The sequence below is a fragment of the Henriciella sp. genome (genome assembly GCF_049649345.1).
In the GTDB taxonomy this organism is placed as follows: domain Bacteria; phylum Pseudomonadota; class Alphaproteobacteria; order Caulobacterales; family Hyphomonadaceae; genus Henriciella.
Genome location: NZ_JBARZC010000494.1, coordinates 1 through 17,119 on the forward strand (window position 1 = coordinate 1; position 17,119 = coordinate 17,119).

Consider the following 17,119-nt stretch of genomic DNA (forward strand, 5'->3'; position numbering starts at 1 on the left):
GGCGAGATTGTCGCGCGCCTGGCGGGCATCGTTTCCCGCGGCCCAAGTGTTGAGGCGCGGCGCGATCTCGGCATCGATCAGGGCAGGGCGGCCAGCGCGGTGGTCTTCCCAGGGAAAATGGCTGTACCAGCCGCGCCATTTGGCCTCGAGGCGTTCGGGCAGGCGCTGCTGGTCTGGCGTGAGGCCGAGATACCCGACAGAGACGACGCGCGTATTTTCCGGCGCATCGGCGAGCGTCGCTTCGGGCGTTTCGCGGTCGCGGTCACCGAAAGTGTAGAGCTGTTCGACATAGCCAAGATCGAAGCCGGTCTGTTCGCGCACCCAGCCACGCAGAGCCAGTTCGAACGTGCGGTGTGTGGCCGGGTCGAATGTGCCGAAGGGCAGGGCCGCAAGATCGCCCTGGCGGCGCGTGACGAGGACGCAAGGCGTATCGCCGTCTGCGGCAACGATCACGACCGAAAGGCCGATGATCACCGACGCGGCGCTCATTTGCGGTTTTCCTTTTCCTTCAGAAGCGCTTCGTGACGGGCAACGAAACTGTGCTGGGCGATCGTTGGCGCTTCCGGCTTCAGCTCAAGCCGGATTGACCGCGGCGGCGAGCCAAAGAAGCGGTCTGCTTCTGTCGCGCCGAAGCCGGCCAGCTGGGTCGCTTCATACCAGGCGCAGATATGGTCGGCGCGCTTGATCAGTCGTTTCAGGCTTGGCGGCAGGCGGGCGGGCAGGCCAAAGCGGATGTGAATGGCTTCTGTCAGCCGGTTCTCGATATCCTTGTAGCCATCGCCGAGCACGGCCTTGAAGGGCGAGATCATGTCGCCGATGACATATTCGGCGGCGTCATGATGCAGCGCCATCAGGCGCTCGCCGGGGCGAAGGCCTGGTTCGAGGACGGCGCAGACGGATTCGACGACGACACTGTGCTGCGCGACCGAAAAGGCATGGTCGCCGATGGTCTGCCCATTCCAGCGCGCGACGCGGGCAAGACCATGCGCGATGTCATCGACTTCGATATCCACGGGAGAGGGATCAAGCAGGTCGAGACGGCGTCCGGACAGCATTCTCTGCCAGACACGGGCGGGAGCTTTTCGGGGCGATGGTTGGGGGCGTGCGCTCATGGTGCCCCTGTTTAATCAATTGGCAAGCCGGGTAAAGAAAAGGCCTCATTCTGCTTACACTTTGCTCTGCAGAAGCCGCGATCTGATCAGGGTTGGTTAAGGCCTTCAGGGCCATAGTCGCCATAACGAAAATATATATAAGCCCGAGGCGTGATGAAGATGGTGGAATTGGTGATGACTGCTGCAAGCACTACAGCTACAGCATGGTGGGTTCTGGCTGGTGCGGCCTTGATCATTGCGGTCGAGGCCGCCCGTTCCAGCCAGCATGTGCTGTGGGGCGATATCGGCGAAGACGACTTCGAAGACTAGGGCCGCGCCCTCTCTATTCTATGGTCAGTAGCAACGCCCCTCTGCTTAAGTGAGAGGGGCGTTTTACTGTCTAGTATGAGCCGTCCTCAGCGGCGCTGGATGCGTTTACGCGATCGGCCAGCGTGCCGATTTCATGGGTCGTATAAGTCTCGATGACGTCGGACGCCTCGGCGATGGCCTCATCTGCGGTCGTCGTGCCGTCTTCGACCTCGCCGGCAAGCTCCAGCAGGGGTTGGTAGAGAGCTTCAGGTTCGCCCTGAACGGTGAGGCCGAACGGTGTACCGGAGGCTTCGAGCGTTTCCCAGGCGCCGCGAACACTTGCCCAGTAAGCGCTGCTTGCGGTCCAGTATTCATCGCCGACGGCGACCGGGAAATCGTCAAAGTGGCGATACGTGTTCACGCCGATCTCGCGGACCAGAACATTCGGATCCTCATCAAGGACGAGTTTCGAATTGGTCTGTTCATGCACCCAGCCAAACGGCGTGATCGTGTGACGGTTGACCGCGAGAACCGTGTCGTAATCCTCGCGCGTAGTCATGTCGCGGCGGGGCAAGGGACGCCACTCTGCCGGGGGGGTCCATTGTGAGACGTGATTGTCGTGCGTCCAGGCGGCGACGGCGCCATAGCGGGGGGAATCATCAACCTGGTAGACTTCCTGGGCCCACTGACCTTCGCTTTCGCCGGCTGGAACGGGGCGCATTTCCCAGGCATTCCCGCCAATGAAGCTCAGCACCTCTGCTGGTTCATAGGTCCAGTCTTGACGCCAGTGCTTGATCGGAAACTCTTCGCCTTCCTTTCCGACGACGAGAATGTGCTGAAGGCTGATGAATGTGCCAGTGTCCTCGATAACCCGGACAATCTCGTAGCCGCCTGAGAGCTTCGGCTCCTTCAACTCGTACCCGTCTGTCAGAGCCACTGTCTCGCGGAAATCGAAGGTCACGTCGTAATCCCCTGCCATGGCGAGAATCGCGCCGCGATCCTGCTCGAAGGATGGGTCGGCGATCGCATCCTGCGCGGTGACGACGGGCCCTGACAGGGCGCAGGTGAGCGCCGCAATGGCGGCGGGGCGGACAAATTTCAACATGGTTTTCCCTTTGGCGGTTGGTTCTGAAGTGTCTGAAACGTATTAAGAATGAGAATCATTTGCAATACGGAATTCGGCATGCAATGAGAATGCGAATTATTTGCATATCAGGATTTGAAGGACCTTACAACGAAATGACGACAAGCTTGAAGACAGGCGTCCGCACGCTGGCCCGTGCAGCATTCACAACCGTGAGCGCGATCGCCCTGAATGCAGGCGCCCTGGCGCAGGACGCGCCTGATACAGAGCCGCAGGATGAGGGCGAGCAGCGCCAGGAGCTCGTGACGATCTATGGCACGACCAATCCGATCGCCGTTTTCGACTATCCAGGCCAGGTCAGCGTTCTGACCCGGGAGGATATTGACCTGCGCACGCCCTCATCTGTGTCCGACCTTCTGAAAGACGTGCCAGGCATGGCGTTTTCAGGCGGTCCGCGACGGACAGGTGAGGTGCCCAGCATTCGCGGCTTTAGTGGGCAGAACGTACTGATCCTTCTCGATGGCGCCCGCCAGTCCTTCACCTCGGCCCATGATGGACGGTTCTTTGCAGATCCGGCGCTGCTCGGCGCGGCAGAAGTGGTGCGCGGACCAGCGTCTGCGCTTTACGGCTCCGGCGCGGTTGGCGGCGTCCTTGCGCTGGAAAGCGCAGACGCGGAAGACTTGCTGGAAGACGGACAGGTCTGGGGCGCGCGTGTGCGGGCGGGCTACCAGTCCGTCAATGAGGAAACGCTCGCAAGTTTCACGGCCTTCACGAATACAGGCAAGTTTGACGGCCTCGCCTCGATCGGGCTGCGCCAGTCAGGCGACATCGACCTTGGTGACGGCTCGTCGCTGCCGTCCGATGACGACATCACGACAGGTCTCGTTAAGGGGCGGTACGCGCTCAGCGATGCGCTCAGTCTGGAAGCCTCCTGGCAGCGCTTCGACAATTCCGCCTTCGAGCCGAACAATGGGCAGGGCACGCTTGGCACAGGCGATGGCGTGCTGGATCGCAATGTCGAGAAGGACATCACGTCTGATACCTATCGGCTTGGCCTCGGTTTCGACCCGGCGAGCGACTGGGTGGACAGCAATCTCACCGTCTATCAGACCGTGACCAGCGTGGACGAGTTCGATGCGACGGTGCCGCGCAACATTTCCCGCGAGATCGAGACGACAGGCGTCAGCGCGCGTAATGCGTCGCGCTTTGATCTTGGCCCGGTCGAGACGGTGTTCACGATTGGCGGCGACTGGTACCGCGACGAGCAGACAGGATTTGACAGTGAGACGACAGACGCAAGCCGCAGCGGCGTGCCTGATGCGGAGTCCGAATTTGTCGGCATTTTCGCGCAGGTCGAAGCCGTGACTGAAAGGCCTCTGGGGTTACCGGGCGAGCTGATCGTCATTCCCGGCATTCGCTATGATGAATTCAGCTCAAGCTCCGACGCGGCGGCAGGCGAGAACGAAGACAGTGCCGTGTCGCCAAGACTGGCGGCGAGCTATGGGCCAGTCGAGTGGCTGCGCGTCTTTGCAAGCTATGCAGAAGGCTTCCGTGCGCCCTCCGTGAACGAGCTTTACCTCGACGGCACCCATTTCGAGGTGCCGCATCCCATCCTGTTCGATCCGGGCGCAGGCTCCTTCGTCTTCGTCACCAATGAGTTCGTGCCCAATGCCGATCTCAAGCCTGAGAAGACCGAGACCGTCGAAGTCGGCGCCGGGCTCGATTTCAAGGATGTGGTCTCGAGCGGTGACAGGGTGCAGGCCAAGGTCTCCTATTATGAGAGCGATGTCGAAGACCTGATCAATCTGTCTGTCGATTTCAGCTACAGCCCGACCTGTTTCGCCCCGCCTTTCTTCCCATGCTCTGCTGGCACGACCAATTCGGCCAATGTCGCGAGCGCGGAGATCGAGGGCGTCGAGGCGGAGCTGCGCTATGACAGCGACCGATCCTACATCCGCGCGAGCTATGCCTCGATCGAGGGACGCGACCTGTCGACCGGATCGGATCTCGGCACGCTGACGCCTGACCGGGTCACGGTCGATATGGGGCTCAAGGCCTATGAATGGGATGCGATCATCGGCCTCCGCATACAGCATGCGAGCGATTTTGCCCGCTATGAGAGCGATGACGCTGGCGGGCAGGCGCTGGCCGAGACGCGCGACTCATATGCCGTTGCCGATCTCTATGCGAGCTGGTCGCCGGACATGCTGCCGGGTGTACGCTTTGACGTTGGCGTCGATAACATCTTCGACGAGAGCTATGAGCGCGTCTTCGAGGGCGTCTATGAGCCGGCGCGCAATTACAAGATCGCGGCGAGCTGGCAGTTTGGTGGTTAGGTCTTGCGGTCAGACATTTATCGGCTGGCGGTTGAACTTGCCAGCCTGATAATCCCTGATCGCCTGATTGATCTCCTCTGCCGTGTTCATCACGAAGGGGCCATGCGCGACGGTCGGTTCATTGATGACGTCGCCATGGCCGTAGAGGAGGACGCTGTCTGTCTCGGCTTTGACGGCGATCTCGTCGCCATCATGGGCGAACTCGACAAGGTCGAAGCCTTTGGCTGTCTCGCCTGAGGCGGTGACCTCGCCGCGCACGACATAGAAGAAGACGCTGCGGTCGCGCGGGGCCGGAAGGGCGACTTCGGCGCCGGCGGGCAGGGTCACCGTCGACATGAAGATGCCTGTGAGCGAGTCGAAGGGGCCTGTGGTGCCCTCATGCTCGCCTGAGACGAGGTGCATCATCGCGCCACTGTCGCCGAGCGGAAGGGCGGGGATGTCGCTCGCCTGCAGGCCGGTATAGCGCGGCTCTGTCATCTTGAGGCGTGCGGGCAGGTTCACCCAGAGCTGCAGGATTTCCATCGGCCCGCCATCGCGCTTGAACTCGTCAGGCGATAGCTCGGCATGGATGAGGCCTGAGCCGGCCGTCATCCACTGGACGCCGCCCGCATGAATGATGCTCTCATGGCCGCCCGTATCCTTGTGGGCGAGACTGCCGTCGAGGATGAAGGTGACGGTCTCGAAGCCGCGATGCGGGTGCGGGCCGAAGGGCAGACCATTATTGCCGGGCCTGTAGGTCTGGGGGCCGTGATGGTTGAGGAAGAGAAACGGGTCGACCTGCTGCAGGCCTGGGCCCGGCACCGGGCGGCGGGTGACCAAGTCTGCGATATCGTCGCGATAGGCGGCGTGGCGGGCTTTGAAATGTCTTTGCGTCATGCCCGCCTAGATAGTGTCTCAGCCAGCTTTTTCCACAAAGACAGTGCCAGCCGAATAGCCTGCCCCGAAAGAGCAGATGAGGCCTTTCTCGCCAGGCCTGAAGTCGGATGAATGCTTATGGAAGGCGATGATCGAGCCGGCCGATGAGGTGTTGGCGTATTCGTCCAGCACGGTCGGGCTTTCATCGTCCGAGGCTTCATGGCCGAGCACCTTGGCCGCGATCAGTCGGTTCATGTTTGCATTCGCCTGATGCAGCCAGAGACGGCGCAGTTCGCCAGCGTTGAGATCGAGGCGGTTGAGCTCTGAGACGATCATCTCCGACACCATTGGCACGACTTCCTTGAACACCTTGCGGCCCTCCTGGACGAAGAGCTTGTCTGGCGTCCCTACGCCCTCGGGATCGGCGCGGTTCAGGAAACCGAAATTGTTGCGGATATTGTTCGAGAATTTCGTCTTCAGATGCGTGCCCAGAATCTTCCAGTGTTCTTTGGGCGCGATGTCTTCGGCCTCGACGAGCACAGCCGTGGCGACATCGCCGAAGATGAAATGGCTGTCGCGGTCGGTCCAGTTGAGGTGGCCGGAGGTGATCTCCGGGTTCACCATGAGGACAGATTTCGCGTGGCCCGCACGGACGAAATCAGCGGCCGTCTGGATGCCGAACGTGGCAGATGAGCAGGCGACATTCATGTCAAAGGAGAAGCCCTCAATGCCGAGCGCTTCCTGCACTTCGATGGCCATGGCTGGATAGGCGCGCTGCATGTTGGAGGCAGCGCAGATGACAGCATCGACGTCCTTCGGATCGCGGCCCGCGGCGTCGAGCGCCTGTTTGGCGGCTTTGACAGCGATTTCGGCAAGGATGGAGAGGTCTTCGTTCGGCCGCTCCGGGATGATCGGGCGCATAATCGCCGGATCGACGACGCCTGACTTGTCGACCACATAGCGTGACTTGATGCCGGAGGCTTTCTCGATGAATTCGGTTGAGGAATGGGTCTTCGCGGTCAGCGTGCCGGCGGCGATGTCGCCCTCATGCTCGGCGTTCCAGCGGTCCGCCCAGGCATTGTAGCTCTCGACCAGTTCTTCGTTTGTAACGGAATGCGGCGGCGTCCATAGCCCAGTCGCGGAAATTACGGGTGTCATGCAATAGGTGTCCTTTATCGGCCACCACAGGCGGCGATTCGGTCAATGTTTGCAGGCGTTCTAGCCAGTTCGCCGAGAAGCGTCGAGCCTTGCACGTCAATTGAGCCAGAAGGCGAACAGCATGTCGTTTGTCCCGCTCATGCGTGAGAATTGGCGCCAGGCCTCGCCTCTCGCGAGCGGGCCTGTCTCCAGATAGGGCGCAAGGCCTGCGCCGTGAATGAGCAGGATGATGTCGAGGTCGCCCGGCTCTTCCAGGAATTTCGCGATATTCAGCCCGACGCCCTCTTCGGCATCAAAACCATTATCGAACCGCCATGTGGGCAGGAGCGTGCGCCCTTCCAGGATGTCCTCGACTTCCGTGAGCACGGTCTGCCACTGCTCTGCCATTTCAGCGCTGACCGGCACGCCGAAGGCCGACACCTGGTCTGGATTGGGCACCCATTCGTGGTCGTCATCAGTTTCCGCCATGACGGCGGTCCAGAAGTTCTGGTTCTCGGCGATCATGGCGCGGAAATGATCGTGCGCCGCGCGGGTGCGCTCGGCGTCCGGCACACCGCGAAGCGCAAGGATGGTTGCGACGAGGGCGTCAAGTTGCTCGTCCTCGATAAAGAGCCGCGACGGCGACCCGGCAGCTTGCATCATCTTGCGGCCTTCATAGACCGTCTCGATGGCGGGGGTCGGGTCGACGGACAGGATGAGCTCGGCTGTGCCCGACAGTGCGTGGACATATGCTTTCAGCCAGTAGGCGTCGGCTGTGTCGAAGCGCACGATCATGTCGGAAGCGGTTTCGCCGTCCGGCTCGTCATCGGCGAAATCATCGAGATAAGCGCGGCCATGTTCGAAGTCTTCGCGGGTGCCATTATCGTTAATGTCAAACCAGAGGGAAGAGAGGTCTATTTCGACGGCGAACTCTTCTCCTGCGACGCTCCCAAGCGTGGCTTCGGCACGTGACAGATGCGAGAGGGCGCCCGTCATCGCGTTTTCAAGGAAGGCCGGATCGAACGCGGCATGTTCGTGGACGGGCACGTCGATGCCCATGCCCGGAAAGATGGGGAGCGGCTCGGTCGTGTTGCGATAGGCGACCTGCATCACCGCTTCAATGGCCTGAAGCGATTGCAAGGCGCCGCGAACGAACTCGGTTTCGGGCGACTGTGGTCCAGCAGAAATTGCGGCTTCAGCGGCGGCGAGGCCGTTGGTCTCAAGCTCGGTCCGCCAGGACGTGGATGGGGCCTGCGCGTTACAACTGGCGAGGGCAAAGCCCGCGGCGATGGCGGTGGTCGGGATCAGTTTCATGGCAAGCCTCATAAATAAGTGAGCGTTTACTAACATAAGAGTTCAGCCGTGGCAACGCCCGAAACTGGAGCCTGCTTTAATAGCATGATGCCCAGCTCCGCTCGGCGATCAGGGTATGTGTGAGATGGGGCGCAGGACCGCGCCGGCCGCAGCTGACTATTTTTCGGCGTCCTGCGCCTCTTCGCGCTTCTTCTCGGCGCGCCAGTCATCTTCGGCCTGTTCGGCCGCTTCATAGCAATCGAGCCGGGTGCGTGGATCAACGATCTCGTCGCACGCGCCTGAATTGTCGACATAAGGCCGTTCCCAGGTTTCGCAGGCGCCAAGAGCGAGCAGTCCCGGCAGGAGGAAGAGGGCGGTTTTCTTCATGAATGCATCTCCTGGATTTCTTTATGCCTTGGGCAGCGTAGCTCGTGATCATTGACCATACCAACAGCCTGCATGAAGGCATAGACGATAACCGGCCCGCAGAATTTGAAGCCGCGCTTCTTGAGCGCCTTGGCTATCTCTTCCGACAGCGGCGTTTTCGCCTGAACCTCTGTGATATCTTCGAGCTTGTTGACGATGGGCGTGCCGCCCGTGAAGCCCCACATCCAGTCCGAGAAATTTTCTCCGCCCTCATGAATGTCGAGATAGGCCTGCGCATTGCCGATGGTGGCGCGGATTTTCGTCGGGCTCCTGATGATGCCGGGGTTCTGAAGCGCCGTTTCGATGCGCGCCTGATCCCAGCGGGCAACGCTCTCGGGGTCGAAACCGTCGAATTCCTCGCGGATGGCCTCCCGCTTTCGAAGGATGGTGACCCAGGAGAGGCCGGCCTGCATGCCGTCCAGCTGCAGCTTCTCCCAGAGCGCGCGGGAGTCGTATTCCGGCACGCCCCACTCTTCATCGTGATAGGCGCGGTAGAGCGCGTCGTCTGCCGGGGCCCAGCGGCACGGCAAGGATTCGTCAGGTGAGAGGTTCATCCCCATCACCCGAAGATGCCGTCATTTCGTCTGAAAGCCAATCGGGGGTGATGAGTTTGACCGGCGCGCCGTTGACGCTTGGCTGTTCACCGTCGCTGAGCGCCTTGACCAGCCGGTCGACGCGCAGACGGGCGAGCGCCTTGCCGCCGGCCGCACTCGTTATCTCGCCAACTGAATTGCCGACGCTAACCTCTTGACCGGCATCCAGATTTTCACCTTCTAGGATGAAAGTCCGCTTGCGGACCTTGCCGCGGCGGTGGGTGCGGGAGACGACTTCCTGGCCGACGAAGCAGCCTTTTTTGAGGTCGACACCGCCCATCCGGTCCATGTTTATCTCCCATGGGAAGACTTCGGCGCCCTGAAAGTCGCGGCCCCATTCGGCAACACCTGCCCCGATGGCGAGGGCGTCCCAGTCTTCTGCCTTCATCTCCTGAGGTGCGCCGGTTGCGACAGTGCCGCGTGACGGCAGATCGGCAGACCGCGGGTCTGGCGGGAAGTCGCCGCCGATCGCAACAGCCTGCTTGCCGTCGACCCCGATCTCCACCTTGGCGCGCAGGCGGAACATTTTCAGGCGGTTCGACAGGTCGCCGACCGCATTGGTCGCGACATCCAGCAGCGCGCCTGTTTCGGTGCGATGGGCGATGAAGTCCGCGATCAGCTTGCCCTGCGGCGCGAGCAGGGCGCCGTATCGCGCCTCTCCCGGCTGCCAGGTCTGTGTGTTGCAGGTGACGAGGCGTTCCAGCAGGGCGAGCGTGTCCGGGCCTTCAAGAACAAGGACCGAGCGGTTGGGGAGGATCAGGGTTTCCATGGACCGGATTTAAGGACGAACGCGAAAAGTGCCAGCCCGGCGCGCCAGATTTGGCTGTGTCTGATCAGCCCTTCCGGTCAAAGGCGGCGAGGATGGCCGCGCCGAGCGCGCTCTTGATCACAGCGCCGACGAGGAACGGCGCCACACCCGCGACGAAAGCCTGCTGCGCGCCAATGATGGTCGCGAGCCACGACCAGCCCATCGCCAGGATAACGCCGTGAAGGCCGATGAAGCTTGCAAACCGGCTGACATGGTCCTTGGCGACGGTGCGCGCCGCGACACCCGCGAGGTAGCCGGCCAGCGGGAAGGAGAGGAGGAAGCCTGCCGTCGGGCCGGTAAAGGCGAAGAGGCCTGATTTACCACCTGCCAGCACAGGCAGCCCCAAGGCCGCCAGCGCGAGCCATGACACGATCATCGCCAGACCCATGCGCGGGCCAGCCACAGCGCCAACCAGCAGGACCGCGAGGGTCTGCATGGTGACAGGCACCGGCACCATCGGCACGGCAACATAGGAGGACGCCGTCAGCACGCCGATCCCGGCCAGGAAGATTGCGGCATTGCGGAGGAGCTGGCGACTGTCTGTCATGGATGAGGTCTGCATTTTGGGGAGGCTCGCTGGTTCGGTTATGTTTGAATGTGCTGTGCGCGTTACAGGCTGGACGGTCAAGCCCTTGGGCGGGCGCACGGCTCGACTTGCGACATATCTGCTTGCAGGCTTAGCTCTGGTGCAGGCCTGCTTCGCCGATTCGCGGACGAACAGGGCGCGGCAAAAAAACGGGGTGAACGCGTATGGGACTGAAAGCTGCAATTCCGCTGCTGGCCTTGTTGCTCGCCTCCTGCGCGACCTCGAAATCCTATTCCTCCTGCAAGCAGGATGTGGAACGTCTGAAAGCGGCCATCAATGAAACGGCCTATTTCCTGGAAGCGCTGGAGTCTGAGCTGCTGGCGGCTGATACTGCCGTGCGCCAGTGCGACGCGCAGATTGAGAGCTGCACGGCAAGCCTGTGGATCGAAAAACTTGAGCAGATCGATCTTCAGACCATCGATGCAAGGTCACGCTTCACGCGCGCTGACGAACTCTGGCGGCCTGAAGCCTGCCTCGATTACACGTCGGCCTATCGGATCAATCCGCCGCCGCCGGAGCGCTACAAGGCGTATTACGAGACTTACGACAAGGTGGAGCGCCAGATCGACGAGCTGATGGACTGGTTCGGCGTGTTTCTGGACTAGATGCGGGCCTCGGGATGACTCTGCGGCCCATCGAGCGCATATAAATCGCATGACTGAAACATATGACCTGATCCTGAAGAACGGCACGGTGGTGTCGCCTGGCGGCGAAGAGCAAGTCGATGTCGCTGTGCGCGGCGAAAAGATTGTTGCCATCGGTAAATTCGACGCGTCCCAGGCCGGCGAAACCTATGATGCGACGGGGCTGCATATCCTGCCCGGTGTAATCGACAGCCAGGTTCACTTCCGTGAGCCGGGGCTGGAATACAAGGCCGACCTTGAGACCGAGGCGCGCTCTGCCGCGCTGGGCGGCGTGACGGCAGTGTTCGAGATGCCGAACACCAACCCGTCGACGACGACGCCGGAAATGATGACCGACAAGCTCGCCCGCGCCAAAGGCCGGATGGATGTCGATCATGCGTTCTATGCGGGCGCGACCAATGACAATCCGCATTTGCTCGCCGAGATGGAGCAGATGCAGGGCTGCTGCGGCGTGAAAGTCTTCATGGGCGCCTCGACCGGCGATCTGCTGGTCAAGGATGATGAAGGGGTTGAGGCTGTTCTGCGCGCGATCAAGCGGCGGGCGGCGTTTCATTCCGAGGACGAGTATCGCCTCGAAGAGCGCCGTTCCCTCGCGGTTGAGGGCGACTGGCACAGCCATATCATGGTGCGCGATGTCGAGGCGGCGGTGAGCTCGACGAAGCGCCTCTTGAAGCTTGCGCGCAAGACCGGCAAGCGCATCCATGTGCTGCATATCTCGACGGCCGAGGAGATGGAGCTGTTGCGCGACGCCAAGGATGTCGCCTCTGTCGAAGTGCTCCCGAACCATCTGACACTGGCGGCGCCCGATTGCTATGACCGCCTCAAGGGTTTTGCCCAGCAGAACCCGCCGGTGCGCGAACAGCGCCATCAGGATGCTTTGTGGCGGGCGCTCAATGCCGGGATTGTCGATGTGCTGGCGACTGACCATGCGCCTCACACCAAAGAAGAGAAGCTGCGGCCCTATCCGGCCTCACCATCGGGCATGCCGGGCGTGCAGACCTTTGTGCCGGTGATGCTGACGCATGTCGCCAATGGCAAGCTGAGCCTGCAACGTTTTGTCGAGCTGACCTCCGCCGGCCCGCAACGCGTCTTCGGCATCGCCACCAAGGGCCGGATCGCCGAAGGCTATGATGCGGACTTCACGGTGGTCGACCTGAAGCGAAAAGAGACGATCACGAATGAATGGGCCAAGGCCAAATGCGGCTGGACGCCCTATGATGGCTTCGAGGCGCAGGGCTGGCCCGTCGCAACGATAATCCGCGGCCAGTTCGTCATGCGCGACGGCGAGATCACTCAAAAGGGCGGCGGCAAACCGGTGCGGTTTAACGAGACGCTGGAGCCTGAGACGGTGTGACAAAATCAGGCGGAAAGACACTCGCTGTAATGTTACGTGCCTTGCTCTCTGGCTTTCTTGCTGCGGCCTGCGTTGCGCCGGCCTGGTCAGAAGTTTGCTATTACAAGATCGAAAGTCTCGACTTTGATCGTCTTCGTGAGCTTTTTCCGGACTTAGGAGTCATTGAGGACCCAAATTTCCGAAGCATTGGTGATGCCGAGTTTGAGGCGTTGGCCAACTTGATCGACTTTTTGGGCTATGTGCCCGAAGACATGCCTCCCGGGCTGTACGTCGGATCAGCTGGCCGGAGAGGTATCTGGTACCGAAAAGGCCCATGTGATGTGCGTTCCGTTGAAGAATTAGCCGACTTCTACAGTGCTCCGTACACGTCAGGTTTGACATACAATTTTGAGAAGATCGACCATGAGTTGTTTGAACGCGCTGTAGGCCCCAGCCGCCTGTATTGCGATGACTGCTATAGTGCAGCTACAGACCGCGAATGATTATCCCGGCGGAGTTCCTGAATGGCCTGAAAGCCCGCTACGCTGAGCCGCAGCGCCATTATCACACCTGGGATCACATCATCGCGCTGAAGCGCCATTATGACGCTATGGCAGAGAGCTGGCACCGGCCCGAACCGGTGCTCTGGGCGCTTTACTGGCATGATGCGATCTATGATCCGACGCGCCCCGACAATGAGGAGCTGAGTGCGCAGCTTCTGGAAGATGAGGGGCGCGGGCACTTGAACGACGATGATCTGGCTTTCGCCGCGCAGATCATCCGGGCGACGGCGAAGCATGAGGTGCCGGATGGGCTGGGGCCAGAGGATGAACACGACCTCGCCCTGTTTCTCGACATCGACCTGTCGATCCTCGGCGCGCCGGAGGCTGTGTTCGACCAGTACGAGGCCAATGTCCGCAAGGAATACGCCTTCGTGCCGGAAGAGGCATTCCGGGCCGGGCGGGCGCGCATCCTGAAAGGCTTTGCCGAGCGGCGCGAAATCTATTTCACCGAAGAAGGCCGCGTGAGCTGGGACGCGCGCGCGCGATCCAATCTCCAGCGGTCACTCGAGCGACTGGCGGGCTGAGGCCGCTGGATTCTGTCCTGCCACGTCACCCGAAAGTTGCAGCGCCTGCGAAATGCGGGCAAAGCTTAGTTTCCAGCACGGTTAATGGCGACAGCTCGCGGCAGGGGATGGGTGCGCGATGACTCTCAGTGATCTAGGATCAATCGCAAACCTGCTATCGGCAATCGCTGTCCTTGCGACGCTGGTTTATCTCGCTATCCAGGTGAAACAGTCAAACCGTCTGGCCCGGTCCCAGTCGCGCCAGCGAATGATAGAACAGACCCAGCAGGAGCTCTATCAGTGGATCGACAACCCGGATTTGCGCGAGGCGTTCCTGAGCACGAAGACGCCGTCACCTGAAACGCAGTCGAAGATGCATTTCTTCCTGCTGTCCGCGTTGCGCCAGCGCGAATGGGAATGGTTTCAGTACAAGGACGGCATCATCAACGAGGATGTTTACGTCGCCTATCATGGTGTGATCGCCCTTCACCTGGGCATCCCGCGAACCCGGAAATGGTGGCAGACGGTTGGGCGGATGGGCTTCAATGCGTCTTTTGTGTCTGAAGTGGATGCCTTCCTTCAAGACCAGCCGCTGACCGAAAAATACTATGAAGACATCCGGTGCTTTGATGCGCCTGCCGCTGAGGAGGCGTCTGTTTCAGAGGTGGGGTGATCAAGCCTCCGGCCCGGATCGCTTTTCTGTTTTCGCTGGGCAATTGCGCATTTGGCGGTAAGGGGAAGAACGTCTTCGAGGAAGATTTCTGGCAGTACACCCAGAACCACTTCCGTGACCATCTGGCCTCTGCATACTACCAATCCTTCTGGAAGGCGCGGCGCCACCACTTCCCACCTGACTTTCGCAAGCTTGTTGATGAGCTGATCGAAGCCGGGCCAACCGCGCCGCTTCTGGAGATGTATTCTTGACCCTCGAACAGGCTGTTCTCATCGCACAGATCATCGGCGTCTTCGTCGTTGCGGCGACCCTTATATACCTAGCCCTGCAGGTCCATCTAGGCGCGCGGCAGATGCGGTCCGAGGCCCGGCAGGCGCAGCTGACCTATGACCAGACGGGGGTCTACAAGTTCGTCGATTTTCCTGAGCTTGGCCGGATCTTCTCGCAGAAGGAGACGCCAAGTTTCGAGGAGAAGACCAAGCTCTTTTTCTGGATGATCGGCCAGATGCGGGCGCGCGAGTATGAGTGGCTGCAATACCAGAACGGTGCGATTACAGAAGAGTCCTGGGAGACCTATAGCGGTGTGATCTATTTCGTGCTCGGCACCGAAAGGGGCCGGGCGCTCTGGCAGGTCTGCAAAGGCTGTTTCAATCCCGGCTTCGTCGAGCAGGTGGCAGCCATGATGACTGATGTGCCGCAGATAGACCTGTGGGACCAGCTGCAGGAGATTGGCTGAACGCGTTCAAAGCTCGATTTTTCTTTGCATCGCCGCGTTTGGCGGTAAGGTTCCCCCGGGGTGGGGATCGGGATGAGCGAAGCCGCTGACGCACAAGAATCACAACTGGAAGAGGCGGCCTCCGAAAGGGACGGGCGCCGGCTGGACCGGATCAATCGCTGGCTGACGCTGGCGGCAAATCTTGGCGTATTGCTGGGCCTGATCGTGCTGATCGTGGAGGTGCGCCAGAATGCATCGCTCACGCGCGCGGCGATGGACCAGCAGAAGAATGATTTCCTCGCTGAGATCGAGCTTAACATCGCCAAGCCCGAAATCTCCGCAATCTGGGTCAAGGCCATTCGCACGCCGGAAGCGTTGAGCGATACGGAAATCCAGACGGCCGGAAGCATCCTCGTCTCCGTCATGCTGCAATGGGACCAGATGTTCAGGATGTGGGAAGCGGGGCTGATTTCGGAGGACCGCGTGCGCCAGCATATCCGCAATACTGCACCCTTCTATTTCGGAACCCGTTTTGCCAAGCACTGGTGGGCGCTCCAGGCACCCGGCTGGGAAGGCACGCCCATGCAGGAGATTGCCGGACCGATCGTCGACGCCGTCGATGAGCAGTTTCTTGCGCGCTATATGGACGAGTTGCGCGTGCCACCGGCGGACGGGGTAGAGGCGGAGCCGGCGAGCGAATGATCCTGCGCCGCCTCGCCACCGCGTTTCGCAAGCAGGACTGGTTCACGGTGGCGGTGGAAACGCTGATCGTGGTGCTCGGTGTCTTCCTCGGTCTCCAGCTCGGCAACTGGAACGAGGCGCGGCACATCGACTCTCAGCGCGAGCTTGTTGAAGCCCGTCTTCTGAGCGATTTCGCCCTGATGCATGAAGATGTACTTGCGGCAGCTGACAATCATGAGGATGTGATCGAGGCGCTTCATATCCTGCGAGGGGCAATTGCACGCGGTCGGGCGCTTCCCGAAGAGGATCAGGCGATCAAAACCGCCCTATCAATCGGTTTCAGCTATCAGTCTCCGATACACCGCTCGGGCACCTTTCTGGAACTCGTGTCGAGCGGCCGGCTGGACCTGATTTCTGAGGAAGAGCTGCGGGTCGCGCTCCTTCGATATGACACGCGCGCCCAAAGGGTGCTTTTCAATCTCAATCAGATCCGGAATTACATGCATACCAACATGCCCAACCTCCATGCCTATAAGGAGTTTGCGCCACTGGCCCGCGACGATCGCGGCCGTATCACACTCAGCCCGGTTGAAACCTATGATCTGGAGGGGATGGCGAGCGACCCGGAATTCCGGAATGCGCTGGACCTGCTTATTGAGAACCAGACCTGGATCCAGCTCAATATCAGCGGACAAGAGGCCGCGCTGGAGGACGTCCTTCAGGTTTTGCAGGAAAACACTTCATGATCCTGCGCCGCCTCGCCACTTCGATCCGTAAGCAGGACTGGTTCACCGTCCTGATCGAGACGCTGATCGTCGTGCTCGGTGTCTATCTCGGCATCCAGCTTGGCAACTGGAATGAGGACCGCGAAACTCATGAGCGTGCGGGGGTGTTCAGTGAGCGGCTGACCGAGGATCTGCGCTATGAGGCGTGGGCCTATGAGTACCTCCTGGAGTATAACAAGGATGTCCGCCGGAGTGCGCGTGCGGCGCTGGATTCGTTGTCGGGGGAGGCCCCGCTGCCCGATGAGCAGTTCCTGGTCAATGTCTACCGGGCGACCCAGTACAAGTATAATGATCGCGGCCGGGCGACCTATGATGAGCTGATCTCTATGGGCGATATCGGCCTGATCGAGGATGAGACGCTGCGCAAAACAGCCATCAGCCTGTTTACGACAGAGCTGCTCGATGTGATCGCCGAGGAGGGGCGTACGGCGCCGGTACGGACGATTTTCCGCCGCAAGGTGCCTGCGGGCGTCCAGGCGGCGGTGCTGCGACAGTGCGGCGACCGGTTCGTGGCCAGTGGCGACTATGAGGCGATTGTCGGCTCGCTCGCCTATCCCTGTTCGCTGGACCTGCCACCGGGCGAGATCAAGCAGGCCGCAGACCTGCTGCGTGCTGACCCGGACCTTGTTGAGGCGCTTCAGATCCGCTTTGCCGATGTCGAAACAGCGATCACCGATCTCGAAACCGTCAATGCGCCGATGGTG

The 17,119-nt window shown here is 60.8% G+C and carries 20 protein-coding genes and 2 pseudogenes; 12 read left to right on the forward strand and 10 right to left on the reverse strand.

Annotated elements, in window-relative coordinates:
• Together WA989_RS13680 and WA989_RS13685 are read right to left on the reverse strand one after the other, a co-directional pair.
• A pseudogene (locus WA989_RS13680) lies at positions 1-489 on the reverse strand (NAD regulator); the annotation flags it as partial.
• Positions 486-1,112, reverse strand: coding sequence for a YfbR-like 5'-deoxynucleotidase (locus WA989_RS13685; RefSeq protein ID WP_424341046.1), 627 nt, complete (start codon positions 1,110-1,112; stop codon positions 486-488). The pseudogene WA989_RS13680 and the gene WA989_RS13685, both read right to left, overlap by 4 nt.
• Positions 1,113-1,286: 174 nt before the next feature.
• Between WA989_RS13685 and WA989_RS13690 the strand changes: the two genes are divergently transcribed.
• The gene (locus WA989_RS13690) at positions 1,287-1,421 is read left to right on the forward strand and encodes a hypothetical protein (protein WP_424341047.1); all 135 of its coding nucleotides are present in this window, start codon (positions 1,287-1,289) and stop codon (positions 1,419-1,421) included.
• 70 nt (positions 1,422-1,491) lie between these two features.
• On the opposite strand, the gene WA989_RS13695 is transcribed toward WA989_RS13690, so the two are convergent.
• The gene (locus tag WA989_RS13695; protein WP_424341048.1) at positions 1,492-2,505 is read right to left on the reverse strand and encodes a DUF6607 family protein; all 1,014 of its coding nucleotides are present in this window, start codon (positions 2,503-2,505) and stop codon (positions 1,492-1,494) included.
• Positions 2,506-2,639: 134 nt separating this feature from the next.
• Between WA989_RS13695 and WA989_RS13700 the strand changes: the two genes are divergently transcribed.
• Complete coding sequence (locus WA989_RS13700) at positions 2,640-4,820, forward strand: TonB-dependent hemoglobin/transferrin/lactoferrin family receptor (RefSeq protein WP_424341049.1); 2,181 nt, start codon at positions 2,640-2,642, stop codon at positions 4,818-4,820.
• Between the two features lie 9 nt (positions 4,821-4,829).
• Here WA989_RS13700 and WA989_RS13705 read toward each other — a convergent pair whose 3' ends face one another.
• The 7 genes from WA989_RS13705 to WA989_RS13735 all read right to left on the reverse strand — a co-directional run bounded on the left by WA989_RS13705 (position 4,830) and on the right by WA989_RS13735 (position 10,479).
• Positions 4,830-5,696, reverse strand: a complete 867-nt coding sequence (locus tag WA989_RS13705) for a pirin family protein (protein ID WP_424341050.1) — start codon at positions 5,694-5,696, stop codon at positions 4,830-4,832.
• An 18-nt stretch (positions 5,697-5,714) separates the two neighbouring features.
• On the reverse strand, positions 5,715-6,833 hold the full coding sequence (locus WA989_RS13710) for a beta-ketoacyl-ACP synthase III (protein WP_424341051.1): 1,119 nt from the start codon (positions 6,831-6,833) through the stop codon (positions 5,715-5,717).
• A gap of 96 nt (positions 6,834-6,929) precedes the next feature.
• Positions 6,930-8,126, reverse strand: a complete 1,197-nt coding sequence (locus tag WA989_RS13715) for a hypothetical protein (RefSeq protein ID WP_424341052.1) — start codon at positions 8,124-8,126, stop codon at positions 6,930-6,932.
• 156 nt (positions 8,127-8,282) lie between these two features.
• Complete coding sequence (locus WA989_RS13720; protein WP_424341053.1) at positions 8,283-8,492, reverse strand: hypothetical protein; 210 nt, start codon at positions 8,490-8,492, stop codon at positions 8,283-8,285.
• Positions 8,489-9,091: a DNA-3-methyladenine glycosylase I gene (locus tag WA989_RS13725; RefSeq protein ID WP_424341054.1), complete on the reverse strand. Its 603-nt coding sequence runs from the start codon at positions 9,089-9,091 to the stop codon at positions 8,489-8,491. The genes WA989_RS13720 and WA989_RS13725 overlap by 4 nt, the downstream gene beginning before the upstream one ends.
• Complete coding sequence (locus WA989_RS13730; RefSeq protein WP_424341055.1) at positions 9,069-9,893, reverse strand: YgfZ/GcvT domain-containing protein; 825 nt, start codon at positions 9,891-9,893, stop codon at positions 9,069-9,071. The genes WA989_RS13725 and WA989_RS13730 overlap by 23 nt, the downstream gene beginning before the upstream one ends.
• A 64-nt stretch (positions 9,894-9,957) precedes the next feature.
• Entirely contained in the window at positions 9,958-10,479 is a 522-nt protein-coding gene (locus WA989_RS13735; protein WP_424341056.1) for a biotin transporter BioY, read from the reverse strand.
• A gap of 203 nt (positions 10,480-10,682) precedes the next feature.
• On the opposite strand from WA989_RS13735, the gene WA989_RS13740 reads away from it, so the two are divergent.
• From WA989_RS13740 to WA989_RS13785, 10 genes and pseudogenes are all read left to right on the forward strand, one after another.
• Positions 10,683-11,123, forward strand: a complete 441-nt coding sequence (locus WA989_RS13740) for a hypothetical protein (RefSeq protein ID WP_424341057.1) — start codon at positions 10,683-10,685, stop codon at positions 11,121-11,123.
• A gap of 49 nt (positions 11,124-11,172) precedes the next feature.
• Positions 11,173-12,516, forward strand: a complete 1,344-nt coding sequence (locus WA989_RS13745) for a dihydroorotase (protein ID WP_424341058.1) — start codon at positions 11,173-11,175, stop codon at positions 12,514-12,516.
• The gene (locus tag WA989_RS13750; RefSeq protein WP_424341059.1) at positions 12,513-12,998 is read left to right on the forward strand and encodes a hypothetical protein; all 486 of its coding nucleotides are present in this window, start codon (positions 12,513-12,515) and stop codon (positions 12,996-12,998) included. The genes WA989_RS13745 and WA989_RS13750 overlap by 4 nt, the downstream gene beginning before the upstream one ends.
• Positions 12,995-13,582, forward strand: a complete 588-nt coding sequence (locus tag WA989_RS13755) for a hypothetical protein (RefSeq protein ID WP_424341060.1) — start codon at positions 12,995-12,997, stop codon at positions 13,580-13,582. Before WA989_RS13750 ends, WA989_RS13755 begins: the two co-directional genes overlap by 4 nt.
• 118 nt (positions 13,583-13,700) lie before the next feature.
• Positions 13,701-14,234, forward strand: coding sequence for a hypothetical protein (locus WA989_RS13760; RefSeq protein ID WP_424341061.1), 534 nt, complete (start codon positions 13,701-13,703; stop codon positions 14,232-14,234).
• On the forward strand, positions 14,231-14,485 hold the full coding sequence (locus WA989_RS13765; protein WP_424341062.1) for a hypothetical protein: 255 nt from the start codon (positions 14,231-14,233) through the stop codon (positions 14,483-14,485). Before WA989_RS13760 ends, WA989_RS13765 begins: the two co-directional genes overlap by 4 nt.
• Positions 14,482-14,970 (forward strand): hypothetical protein, encoded by a 489-nt coding sequence (locus WA989_RS13770; protein WP_424341063.1) that lies wholly within the window; start codon positions 14,482-14,484, stop codon positions 14,968-14,970. The genes WA989_RS13765 and WA989_RS13770 overlap by 4 nt, the downstream gene beginning before the upstream one ends.
• A 72-nt stretch (positions 14,971-15,042) precedes the next feature.
• Entirely contained in the window at positions 15,043-15,651 is a 609-nt protein-coding gene (locus tag WA989_RS13775; RefSeq protein WP_424341064.1) for a hypothetical protein, read from the forward strand.
• On the forward strand, positions 15,648-16,376 hold the full coding sequence (locus tag WA989_RS13780; protein ID WP_424341065.1) for a hypothetical protein: 729 nt from the start codon (positions 15,648-15,650) through the stop codon (positions 16,374-16,376). Before WA989_RS13775 ends, WA989_RS13780 begins: the two co-directional genes overlap by 4 nt.
• Positions 16,373-17,119: pseudogene (locus WA989_RS13785) on the forward strand (hypothetical protein); the annotation flags it as partial. The gene WA989_RS13780 and the pseudogene WA989_RS13785, both read left to right, overlap by 4 nt.

Bases quoted from the DNA above. Each gene is read 5' to 3' on its own strand.
- WA989_RS13705 (WP_424341050.1), bottom strand. From the start codon at position 5,696: ATGACGCAAAGACATTTCAAAGCCCGCCACGCCGCCTATCGCGACGAT.
- WA989_RS13775 (WP_424341064.1), top strand. From the start codon at position 15,043: ATGAGCGAAGCCGCTGACGCACAAGAATCACAACTGGAAGAGGCGGCC.
- WA989_RS13700 (WP_424341049.1), top strand. From the start codon at position 2,640: ATGACGACAAGCTTGAAGACAGGCGTCCGCACGCTGGCCCGTGCAGCA.
- WA989_RS13780 (WP_424341065.1), top strand. From the start codon at position 15,648: ATGATCCTGCGCCGCCTCGCCACCGCGTTTCGCAAGCAGGACTGGTTC.
- WA989_RS13735 (WP_424341056.1), bottom strand. From the start codon at position 10,479: ATGACAGACAGTCGCCAGCTCCTCCGCAATGCCGCAATCTTCCTGGCC.
- WA989_RS13715 (WP_424341052.1), bottom strand. From the start codon at position 8,126: ATGAAACTGATCCCGACCACCGCCATCGCCGCGGGCTTTGCCCTCGCC.
- WA989_RS13695 (WP_424341048.1), bottom strand. From the start codon at position 2,505: ATGTTGAAATTTGTCCGCCCCGCCGCCATTGCGGCGCTCACCTGCGCC.
- WA989_RS13745 (WP_424341058.1), top strand. From the start codon at position 11,173: ATGACTGAAACATATGACCTGATCCTGAAGAACGGCACGGTGGTGTCG.
- WA989_RS13685 (WP_424341046.1), bottom strand. From the start codon at position 1,112: ATGAGCGCACGCCCCCAACCATCGCCCCGAAAAGCTCCCGCCCGTGTC.
- WA989_RS13755 (WP_424341060.1), top strand. From the start codon at position 12,995: ATGATTATCCCGGCGGAGTTCCTGAATGGCCTGAAAGCCCGCTACGCT.
- WA989_RS13690 (WP_424341047.1), top strand. From the start codon at position 1,287: ATGACTGCTGCAAGCACTACAGCTACAGCATGGTGGGTTCTGGCTGGT.
- WA989_RS13720 (WP_424341053.1), bottom strand. From the start codon at position 8,492: ATGAAGAAAACCGCCCTCTTCCTCCTGCCGGGACTGCTCGCTCTTGGC.
- WA989_RS13710 (WP_424341051.1), bottom strand. From the start codon at position 6,833: ATGACACCCGTAATTTCCGCGACTGGGCTATGGACGCCGCCGCATTCC.
- WA989_RS13730 (WP_424341055.1), bottom strand. From the start codon at position 9,893: ATGGAAACCCTGATCCTCCCCAACCGCTCGGTCCTTGTTCTTGAAGGC.
- WA989_RS13725 (WP_424341054.1), bottom strand. From the start codon at position 9,091: ATGGGGATGAACCTCTCACCTGACGAATCCTTGCCGTGCCGCTGGGCC.
- WA989_RS13740 (WP_424341057.1), top strand. From the start codon at position 10,683: ATGGGACTGAAAGCTGCAATTCCGCTGCTGGCCTTGTTGCTCGCCTCC.
- WA989_RS13760 (WP_424341061.1), top strand. From the start codon at position 13,701: ATGACTCTCAGTGATCTAGGATCAATCGCAAACCTGCTATCGGCAATC.